This window comes from Variovorax sp. 01T439_2 (assembly GCF_056398445.1).
The window spans coordinates 1-10452 of record NZ_JBFTPJ010000182.1; the positions used below are offsets into that span (position 1 = coordinate 1).

7 protein-coding genes are annotated in these 10452 nt (G+C 69.1%); 5 read left to right on the plus strand and 2 right to left on the minus strand.

Annotation, left to right across the window (positions count from 1 at the left end):
• The 3 genes from AC1DOC_RS11085 to AC1DOC_RS11095 form a co-directional block, all read left to right on the plus strand.
• The coding region (locus AC1DOC_RS11085) for an efflux RND transporter permease subunit (RefSeq protein WP_478129798.1) at window positions 1-2066 on the plus strand (2066 nt) is incomplete at its 5' end.
• Entirely contained in the window at window positions 2063-5305 is a 3243-nt protein-coding gene (locus AC1DOC_RS11090; RefSeq protein ID WP_478080644.1) for an efflux RND transporter permease subunit, read from the plus strand. The genes AC1DOC_RS11085 and AC1DOC_RS11090, both read left to right, overlap by 4 nt.
• Before the next feature lie 8 nt (window positions 5306-5313).
• Window positions 5314-6822, plus strand: coding sequence for an efflux transporter outer membrane subunit (locus AC1DOC_RS11095; protein ID WP_478080645.1), 1509 nt, complete (start codon window positions 5314-5316; stop codon window positions 6820-6822).
• An 86-nt stretch (window positions 6823-6908) separates the two neighbouring features.
• Here AC1DOC_RS11095 and AC1DOC_RS11100 read toward each other — a convergent pair whose 3' ends face one another.
• Window positions 6909-7274: an SPW repeat protein gene (locus AC1DOC_RS11100; protein WP_012748699.1), complete on the minus strand. Its 366-nt coding sequence runs from the start codon at window positions 7272-7274 to the stop codon at window positions 6909-6911.
• 107 nt (window positions 7275-7381) lie between these two features.
• The gene (locus AC1DOC_RS11105) at window positions 7382-8095 is read right to left on the minus strand and encodes a MurR/RpiR family transcriptional regulator (protein WP_478129799.1); all 714 of its coding nucleotides are present in this window, start codon (window positions 8093-8095) and stop codon (window positions 7382-7384) included.
• Window positions 8096-8232: 137 nt separating this feature from the next.
• Here AC1DOC_RS11105 and AC1DOC_RS11110 point away from each other — a divergent pair, with 137 nt between their 5' ends.
• Both AC1DOC_RS11110 and AC1DOC_RS11115 read left to right on the plus strand, forming a co-directional pair.
• Window positions 8233-9567 carry an aspartate aminotransferase family protein gene (locus tag AC1DOC_RS11110; RefSeq protein WP_478080646.1) on the plus strand — a complete coding sequence of 445 codons (1335 nt, stop codon included), beginning with the start codon at window positions 8233-8235 and terminating at the stop codon, window positions 9565-9567.
• A gap of 62 nt (window positions 9568-9629) precedes the next feature.
• A partial coding sequence (locus AC1DOC_RS11115) for an amino acid ABC transporter substrate-binding protein (protein WP_478129800.1) occupies window positions 9630-10452 on the plus strand: 823 nt, incomplete at its 3' end.

Sequence of the window (10452 nt, forward strand, 5' to 3'; positions counted from 1 at the left end):
GGCTGGCCGTGGTGATGGTGGTGCTGGTGATCTTCTTCTTCCTGCACAGCGTGCGCGCCACGGTCATTGCCAGCCTGGCGGTGCCGATCTCGCTCGTGGGCACCTGCGGGCTGATGTACCTGCTGGGCTACAGCCTCAACAACCTGAGCCTGATGGCGCTGACCATCGCCACCGGCTTCGTGGTGGACGATGCGATCGTGATGATCGAGAACATCGCGCGCTACCTGGAGGAGGGCGACCCGCCGTTCAAGGCCGCGCTCAAGGGGGCCACGCAGATCGGCTTCACCATCATCTCGCTCACGGTGTCGCTGATCGCGGTGCTGATTCCGCTCTTGTTCATGGGCGACGTGGTGGGGCGGCTGTTCCGCGAGTTCGCGGTCACGCTGGCCATCACCATCCTGATCTCCGCCGTGGTGTCGCTCACGCTGGTGCCGATGATGTCGGCGCGCTGGCTCAAGCCGCAGGCCGAGGAGGGCGGGCGCTTCGGGGTCGGCGTGCAGCGCTTCCTTGATCGCGTGATTGCGCGCTACGACGTGTGGCTGCAATGGGTGCTGCGCCACCAGCCGCTCACGCTGGTGGTGGCGGTGGCCACGCTGGCGCTCACGGTGCTGCTCTACGTGGTGATTCCCAAGGGCCTGTTCCCGACGCAGGACACCGGCCAGCTGCAGGCGCGCATCGAGGCTGCGCAGGACGTGTCGTACACGCGCATGGCCGAGCTGCAGCAGCAGGCCGCCAACGCGATCCTGGCCGACCCCGAGGTGGCCAGCGTGAGCTCGGTGGTGGGCGTGGACGCCGCCAACAACACGGCGCTGAACACCGGCAGCATGCTCATCAACATGCGCGCCGACCGCGGCAACCAGGAAGCCACGATGCAGCGCCTGCGCGAGCGCGTGCGCGCCGTGGCCGGCGTGACGCTGTACCTGCAGCCCACGCAGGACCTGACCATCGACGCCGAAACCGGCCCGACCGAATTCCGCGTCTCGCTCGAAGGGGTGGACACCAACACGGTCGATGCCTGGGCGCAGAAGCTGGTGGAGCGCCTGCGCACCGAACCGCTGGTGCGCAACCCCACCACCAACGCGGGCGCGAAGGGGCTGGCCGCCTACGTGGACATCGACCGCAACACGGCCTCGCGCCTCTCGGTCACGGCCAGCTCGGTGGACGACACGCTCTACAGCGCCTTCGGCCAGCGCATCGTCTCGACCATCTTCACCGAGACCAACCAGTACCGCGTGATCCTGGAAGCTCAGCGCGAGGCCCTGGCTTCGCCGCAGCTCCTGGGCAACCTGCAGCTGCGCACCGGCGGCGGCAGTGCCACCACGCTCTCGTCGATTGCCACGGTGCGCGAGCAGGCCGCGCCGCTGCAGGTGACGCACGTGGCGCAGTACCCGGCCGCCACCGTGGGCTTCGACACGGCCGACAACGTGGCGCTCGGAAAATCGGTGGCGGCGATTCGCGCGGCGGCCAAGGAGATCGGCATGCCCGCGAGCATGACCATGAGCTTCCTGGGCGCGGCGGGGGCCTACGAGAAATCGCTTTCCAACCAGCTGTGGCTGATCCTGGCGGCGGTGGTGTGCGTGTACATCGTGCTGGGCGTGCTGTATGAGAGCTACATCCATCCGCTGACGATTCTCTCGACGCTGCCCTCGGCCGGCGTGGGCGCGCTGCTCGCGTTGATRGTCACGGGCAACGACCTGGGCGTGATCGGCATCATCGGCATCATCCTCTTGATCGGCATCGTCAAGAAGAACGCGATCATGATGATCGACTTTGCCATCGACGCCGAGCGGCGCGAGGGCAAGTCGCCGCAGGAGGCCATCCACCAGGCGGCGCTGCTGCGCTTCCGTCCCATCCTCATGACCACGCTGGCGGCGCTTTTTGCGGCGCTGCCGCTGATGTTTGGCTGGGGCGAGGGTGCCGAGCTGCGCCGGCCGCTGGGCCTGGCCATCTTCGGCGGGCTGGTGGTGAGCCAGGTGCTCACGCTCTTCACCACGCCGGTGGTCTACCTGGCCTTCGACCGCATGGGCCGGCGCTTCGGGCGCAAGCGGGAGGCCGCAGCCGCATGAACCTGTCCAGGCCCTTCGTCGAGCGCCCGATTGCGACGGTGCTGCTGACCATCGGCATTGCACTGGCCGGGATCGCGGCGTTCTTCGTGCTGCCTGTGTCGCCGCTGCCGCAGGTCGACTTTCCCACCATCTCGGTCACCGCCAGCCTCTCGGGCGCCAGCCCGAGCACCATGGCGTCGAGCGTGGCCACGCCGCTGGAGCGGCGGCTCGGGGTGATCGCGGGTGTCAACGAACTCACCTCGACCAGCTCCAACGGCTCCACCCGCATCAGCCTGCAGTTCGACCTCAAGCGCAACATCGACAGCGCCGCGCGCGAGGTGCAGGCGGCCATCAACGCGGCGCGGGCCGACCTGCCTGCCACCCTGCGCAGCAACCCCATCTACCGCAAGCGCAACCCGACCGCCGCGCCCATCGCGATCCTGGCGCTCACCTCCAGGACGCGCACGCCGGGCCAGATCTACGAGGCCGTGTCCAACATCGTGAGCCAGAAGCTCTCGCAGGTGGAGGGCGTGGGCGAGGTCGAGATCGGCGGCGGCTCGCTGCCGGCCGTGCGGGTGGAGCTGGAGCCTTTCTCGCTCAACCGCTTCGGCATCAGCAGCGAGGACGTGCGCGCCGCCATCCAGGCCAACAACGCCAACCGGCCCAAGGGCGCCATCGAGAACGACGAGCGCCGGCTGCAGATCTACACGCCCTCGCCGGGCCGCCATGCCGTGGAGTACCGCGACATGGTGATCGCCTGGCGCAACGGCTCGGCCGTGCGGCTGGGCGACGTGGCGCGGGTGATCGACAGCGTGGAGAACACGCGCACGCTGGGCCTGTTCAACGGCCAGCCCGCGGTGATCGTGCTGGTCACGCAGGAGCCGGGCGCCAACATCATCGACACCGTGGACGGCGTGCGCGAGCTGCTGCCGGAGCTGCGCGCGCAATTGCCGCAGGACATCGAGGTGCAGGTGGCCTCCGACCGCACCAACTCCATCCGCGCCTCGCTGCGCGAGATCGAGGCCACGCTCATGATCTCCATCGCGCTGGTGGTGCTGGTGGTGGGCCTGTTCCTGCGCCGCGCGCGCGCCACCATCATTCCGGCGGTGGCCACGGTGGTGTCGCTGCTCGGCACCTTCGGCGTCATGCACCTGCTGGGCTACAGCCTCAACAACCTGAGCCTGATGGCGCTCACCGTGGCCACGGGCTTCGTGGTGGACGACGCCATCGTGGTGCTGGAGAACACCAGCCGCCACATCGAGGCCGGCATGGGCCGCATCGAGGCTGCATTGCGCGGCGCGCGAGAGGTCGGGTTCACCGTGCTGTCGATCAGCCTGTCGCTGGTGGCGGTGTTCATTCCGCTGCTGTTCATGGACGGGCAGATCGGCCGGCTGTTCCGCGAATTCGCGGTGACGCTGTCGGTGTCGGTGCTGATCTCGCTGGTCATCTCGCTCACCACCACGCCCATGATGTGCGCCATGCTGCTGCGCGCCGAGGAGCCCGGCGCGAAGCCGCCGGGGCGCCTCGCGCGCATGGCCGAGGGCGTGTACCAGTGGAGCCTGCGCACCTATGCCCACAGCCTGGACTGGGCGCTCGCGAGCAAGGCCGTGGTCGTGGTGGTGCTGCTGGCGGTGGTGGGCCTGAACGTGTACCTGTTTTCCGCCATTCCCAAGGGCTACTTCCCCGAGCAGGACAACGGCCAGCTCAACGCGGGCCTGCGCGCGGACCAGAGCATCTCGTCGGTGGCGCTCAGCGACAAGCTGCGCCAGGCCGTCGACATCATCCACAAGGACCCGGCGGTCGACACCGTGGTGGGCTTCTCGGGCGGCAGCCGTTCGGGCGGCGGCTTCATGTTCGTCAACCTGAAGCCGCTGTCGCAGCGCACCGAGAAGACCGCCGCCGTCATCAACCGGCTGCGGCCGCAGCTCAACCAGCTCACCGGCCTGCGGGTGTTCCTGAGCCCGGTGCAGGACCTGCGCATGGGCGGGCGTTCGAGCAATTCCACCTACCAGTACACGCTCAAGGGCGACAACCTGGCCGACCTGCGCACATGGACCGCCAAGCTGGCCGACCGGCTGCGCCAGGAGACCGCGCTCACCGACGTCGACAGCGACCAGGCCGACAACGGCGTGGAGACCTTCGTCGACGTCGACCGCGAAAGCGCCGCGCGCCTTGGCGTGACTTCGAGCGCGGTCGACAACGCGCTCTACAACGCTTACGGCCAGCGCTCGGTCGCCACCATCTACGACGAGCTCAACCAGTATTCGGTGATCATGGAATGGGCCCCGCGCTACCAGCGCGCGCCCGTGGTGCTGAAGGACCTGTACGTGCCTTCGACGCTCACCACCAGCACCACCGCGAGCGGCGCCACCACGGTGAGCTCGCTGGCCAACACCACCGACGCGAGCACCGGCACCTCGACCACCACCTCGGCCAACCCGGGCCTGCGCACCGCTTCCACCGGCCAGGCGCTGGCGGCCAGCACCACGCTGATGGTGCCGCTCTCGGCCATTGCCAAGGTCAGCGAGCGCGCGGTGCCGAGCTCCATCGACCACCAGGACACCGAGCTTGCGAGCACCGTCTCGTTCAACCTGGGTGAAGGCGTGACGCTGCAGGACGCGCGCCGCATCGTCGCGCAGGCCGAGGCCGACATCGCGATGCCGGTCAACGTGCGCGGCAGCTTCCAGGGCACCGCGCTTGCGGCGCAGCAGTCGCAGGGGCAGCAGCTGGCGCTCATCCTGGCGGCGATCGTGGTGATCTACATCGTGCTCGGCGTGCTCTACGAAAGCCTGATCCACCCCATCACGGTGCTGACCACGCTGCCTTCGGCCGGCGTGGGCGCGGTGCTGGCGCTGCTGCTGTTCCGCATGGAGTTCTCGATCATTGCGCTGATCGGTCTCTTCCTGCTGATCGGCATCGTGAAGAAGAACGCGATCCTGATCATCGACTTTGCGCTCGAGGCCGAACGCGCGCGCGGCATCTCGGCCGTGGAAGCGGTGCGCGAGGCCTGCATGCTGCGCTTCCGGCCGATCCTCATGACCACTCTGGCGGCTGCGCTGGGCGCGCTGCCGCTGGCCATCGGCTTCGGCCAGGGCGCCGAGCTGCGCCAGCCGCTGGGCGTGGCGATCATCGGCGGCCTGATCGCGAGCCAGCTGCTCACGCTGCTGACCACGCCGGTGGTCTACGTGCTGCTCGACAAGCTGCGCCGGCGCTCGGGCAACGAGCGGCACCTGAGCCGCGCCGCAGCCTCGCCGACCTGAACAGAAGAATGAACGAAGCTGTCATGACACACCGACAACGCATCCTTTCGCATCTGCCCGGCAGGCTGTCCGCGCTCGCCTTGGCGGCCGTGCTGGCCGGCTGCGCCGTGGGCCCCGCCTACGAAGTACCCACCTCGGCTGCGCCCGCCGGCTGGAAAGAGCAGAAGACCGCCGAGGGCTGGCTGCCCGCCGCGCCGGCCGATGCGCTCGACCGCGGCGAATGGTGGAAGCTGTTCGGCGACGCCACGCTCGACGAGCTGGCTGCCCGCGTGCAGGTGTCGAACCAGAACATCGCCGCGGCCGTGGCCAACTACGCGCAGGCCCAGGCGCTGGTGCGGGGCGAGCGCGCGGCGCTGTTCCCCACGGTATCGCTCGACGGCAGCGGCCGGCGCAGCGGCAACATCGGCGGCACCAGCAATGCGGCCAATGCATTTTCAGCGACGCTCGGGGTCGACTGGGCGCCCGACGTGTGGGGGCGCCTGCGGCAGGCCGTGAGCAGCGCGCAGGCCAATGCCGAGGCCAGCGAGGCCGACCTGGCGTCGGCGCGCCTGTCGGCCGTCGGCGACCTGGCCACCAACTACTTTTCGCTGCGCGAGGCCGATGCCGAGATCGTGCTGCTCGACCAGACCATCGAGGGCTACCAGCGCGCCTTCGAGATCACCAGCAACCGCTACAAGGCCGGCATCGCGGCCCAGACCGACGTGCTGCAGGCGCAGACCCAGCTGGTGAACGCGCAGGCCGAACGCGTGGGCCTGCAGCGCATCCGCACCACGCTGGAGCACGCCATTGCCATGCTGGTGGGCGTGGCGCCGGCCGATTTCAGCCTGCCCGCGGCGCAGTGGACGCCCACGGTGCCCGGCATTCCGACGGGCGTGCCTTCCACGCTGCTGCAGCGCCGGCCGGACATCGCGGCGGCCGAGCGCGCGGTGGCTGCGGCCAATGCGCAGATCGGCATCGCGCGCTCGGCGTACTTCCCCAACTTCGGGCTCAGTGCCTCGGTGGGCAGCAGCGCGAGCCGGGTGAAAGACCTGTTCAATGCATCCAACACGCTGTGGGCGCTCGGCCTGTCGGTGGCGCAGGTGGTGTTCGATGCGGGCGCCATCGGCGCCACGGTCGACTCGGCCAAGGCGGCGCACGAAGCCAGCGTGGCGCGCTACCGCCAGACCGTGCTCACCGCCTTCCAGGCGGTGGAAGACCAGCTCACTGCCGGCGCCGCACTGGCGCAGCAGGAAGGCCTGCGGCGCGAGGCCTCGGCCGCGGCCGACAAGACCGAGCAGCAACTGCTCAACCGCTACCGCGCGGCCCAGGTGAGCTACACCGAGGTGGTCACGGCGCAGGCCGCCGCCCTCGGCGCGCGGCGCACGCTGGTGCAGCTGCAGGTGAATCGCCAGACCGCCGCGGTGGCGCTGATCCAGGCCCTGGGCGGCGGCTGGCATGCCGGCGGGGCGGGCGGCACCGTGTCGTCCACGCCTTCGACGGCGCAGGCTGCCCCTTCTCCGCAGCGCGGAGTGAAGTAGCTGCCGGGGAGGGCGGCTGCCCGTCCCCTCAGCCCCGCTGCACGTGGCGGGCGGGGCCGCTTCTCACGACGCGATCGCCTGCGTGCTCAATGCGCGTGGCGATCCATGCTCCCGCCCAGGTAGTCCTTGTCGGTGACAAGCACCCACAGCGCGAGCACCAGGATGGCCGCAGCCACGAGCACCGCGTTGACCATCGCGTTCTCCACGGTGGCAAAGCCGAGCACCCAGGGCGACACGGCCAGCCAGATGGCGAGTGCGCCTTCGGTCCACTCTTCCCATGCACGCGGTACCAGGGTCGCTCCCAGCGCCACGGCGCCCAGCACGACACCCGTCGCCACTGCGCTCCACATCGCGGCAGTGACGCCCTGGAAGCCCAGGACCCAAGGCGAGATGATCAGCCACGCACCCAGGGCGACGTTGACCGGATCTTGCCAATGCTTCACTTGCTTCATGGTCATTACCTCCTGTCGCGACACACAACCGCGACAGCGGTTGGACCATGCCGATCCGGCGGGGTTCCGCGATGCGGCGCTGCAGCATGCAATCGAGCCTGCCGGGCCTACCCCCCGCGCGCCACCGGCGCCACCAGGTAGGCACCCGACTCGAACAGCTGCGCCTCGGCCTGGTCGATGCGCCGGATCACCGGCTTGCCCGCGCGGCTCGCGAGCAGCTCGACCAGCGCCTCGGTCACGGCCACGCCGGCCGCCACCGAAGGAAAGAACGAGGGGCTGTTGATCGTGAAGAGCAGCGTTTCGTCCGCCAAGAGCGACAGCGGCGAGGCCACGCTGTCGGTGATGGCCACGATGCGGCAGCCGGCCGCCCGGGCCGCCTGGGCCACCTGCAGCGCCTCGCGCGAGTAGGGCCTGAAGCTGGCCACCACCAGCGCGTCGCCCTTGGCGAAGGCGCGCTGCTGCATCGCCTGCTCGCTCTGCTGGTGCGTGGCCTCCAGGTTGCGGCGCTGCACCTCGAACATCTCGGCCGTGAGGCTGCGGTCCTGCGCGCGGCCGATCAGCTGCTTGGCGCGCCCGCCATAGGTTTCGCTGGCCAGGCCCATGTCGCCGGCAAAGGCTTCCTTGAGCTGCGGCCAGCCCGCATAGCCCAGGTGCTGCGCGAAGCGCACCAGCGTGGCGGGCGTGCTCTGCGCGCGCGTGCCCACGTTGCGCATCGACGCGGTCACCACCTCGTTGGGATGGTCGAGCACGTAGCGCGCCACCTGCTGCAGGGCGGGGCTCAGTTCGTTGAAACGCTGGCGGATCTGGTCTCTGGCGCCCATGGCGGTGTCTCTCTTCTGGCGGTCGTTGGAACGAATGTACCGGACATGGAACGCTGGAACAGTTGACGGAACAAATGTTCCAAACAATAATATGGTGGAAACGTTAGTTCCATAACCGGATCCGCCAGCCACCCGCCATGACGCACGTCTTCCACCGCCACCTTCGCCACACCCCGCCGGTTGCCGCCGGCTCCAGCGGCATGTTCATCCGCGATGCCGAAGGGCGCGAATACCTCGACGCCTCAGGCGGCGCGGCCGTGTCTTCGCTCGGCCATGCGCACCCCGAGGTGCTGGCCGCCATGCACGCGCAGCTCGACAAGCTCGCTTATGCGCACACCAGCTTCTTCACCAGCGAAGTGGCCGAGCAGCTGGCCGACGAGCTGATTGCTTCCGCGCCCGAGGGCATGAGCCACGTGTACCTGGTGAGCGGCGGCTCCGAGGCGGTGGAGGCGGCGCTCAAGATGGCGCGGCAGTATTTCGTCGAGACCGGCCAGCCGCAGCGCACGCACTTCATCGCGCGCCGCCAGAGCTACCACGGCAACACGCTGGGCGCGCTGGCCGTGGGCGGCAACGCGTGGAGGCGCGAACCGTTCGCGCCCATCCTGGTGCCGGCCACCCATGTGGCGCCGTGCTATCCGTACCGCGAGCAGTGCGCCGATGAAAGCGCCGAGCAGTACGGCCTGCGTCTTGCGTCCGAGCTCGAAGCGGCCATCGTCGCGCAGGGTGCCGACCGCGTGATCGCCTTCGTGGCGGAAACGGTGGGCGGCGCGACGGCCGGCGTGCTCACGCCCGTGCCGGGCTACTTCAAGGCGGTGCGCGCGGTGTGCGACAAGTACGGCGTGCTGCTGATCCTCGACGAGGTGATGTGCGGCATGGGCCGCACCGGCACGCTGCACGCCTGCGAGCAGGAGGGCGTGGTGCCCGACCTGGTCACCATCGCCAAGGGCCTGGGCGGCGGCTACCAGCCGATCGGCGCGGTGCTGGCGCAGCGCAGGATCGTCGAGGCCATGTCCAGCGGCAGCGGCTTCTTCCAGCATGGCCACACCTACCTCGGCCATCCGATGGCCTGCACGGCGGCGCTCGCGGTGCAGCAGGTGATCCGGCGCGACGGCCTCGTCGCCAAGGTGCGCGAAGACGGTGCGGTCTTTGGCGCGATGCTGGCCGAGGCGCTCGGCGGCCACGCCCATGTGGGCGACATCCGCGGCCGCGGCTTCTTCTGGGGTATCGAGCTGGTGGCCGACCGCGCGAGCAAGGCGCCGTTCGATCCGGCGCTGAAGCTCCACGCGCTCATCAAGAAGGACGCGATGTCGCGCGGCCTGCTGTGCTACCCCTTCGGCGGCACGGTCGACGGCCGGCAGGGCGACCACGTGCTGCTCGCGCCGCCCTTCATTGCCACGCGGCAGCAGCTGCAGGAGATCGCGGCCCGCCTCGCGGCTTCGATCGATGCGGTGACGCGCGCCGCCGCGCGCTGACCGCTTCGCTGCCGATTTTCTTTCGCCTGTTTTCTTCCACCGCCGTTCCGAGGAGCGCTTCCATGCCCAAGCTTCGTCTGCCGATCCCTTTCGGTGCTGCCGCTCTCGCGGTGGCCTTTGCCGCCCTGTTGCCGCACGTGGCCGCGCAGGCCCAGGAGAACGACACGCTCGCCAAGATCAAGGCGAGCGGCGCCATCACCTTCGGCTACCGCGAGTCGTCCTTCGGCTTCTCGTACCTCGACGGCAACCTGAAGCCGGTGGGCTACAGCATCGAGATCTGCAACCGCATTGTCGAGGCGGTGAAGAGCGAGCTCAAGCTGCCGGCCATCGAGATCAAGTACCAGGCCGTGACCTCGGCCAACCGCATTCCGCTGGTGCAGAACGGCACGGTGGACATCGAGTGCGGCTCCACCACCAACCTGGTCGAGCGCCAGAAGCAGGTGGCGTTCTCGCCCGACATCTTCCGCTACAACGTGCGCATGCTGGTGAAGGCCGATTCGGGCATCAGGAGCATTGCCGACCTGCAGGGCAAGACGGTGGCCACCACCACGGGCACCACCTCGTTCCGCCTGCTGCGCGAGGCCGACAAGGGCCGCAACCTCGAGGTCAACAACCTGGGCGGCAAGGACCACAGCGACTCCTTCCTGCTGGTGGAGAGCGGCCGTGCGCAGGCCTTCGTGCTCGACGACATCCTGCTGGCCGGCCAGATCGCGAATGCGCGCAATCCGAAGGACTTCATCATCACCGGCGAGAGCCTGCGCACCGAGAACCAGTCGCTCATGCTGCGCAAGGACGATCCGGCCTTCAAGGCGCTGGTGGACCGCGTGGTGTCGGGCATGATGAAGTCGGGCGAGATGGAGAAGCTCTACAACAAGTGGTTCATGT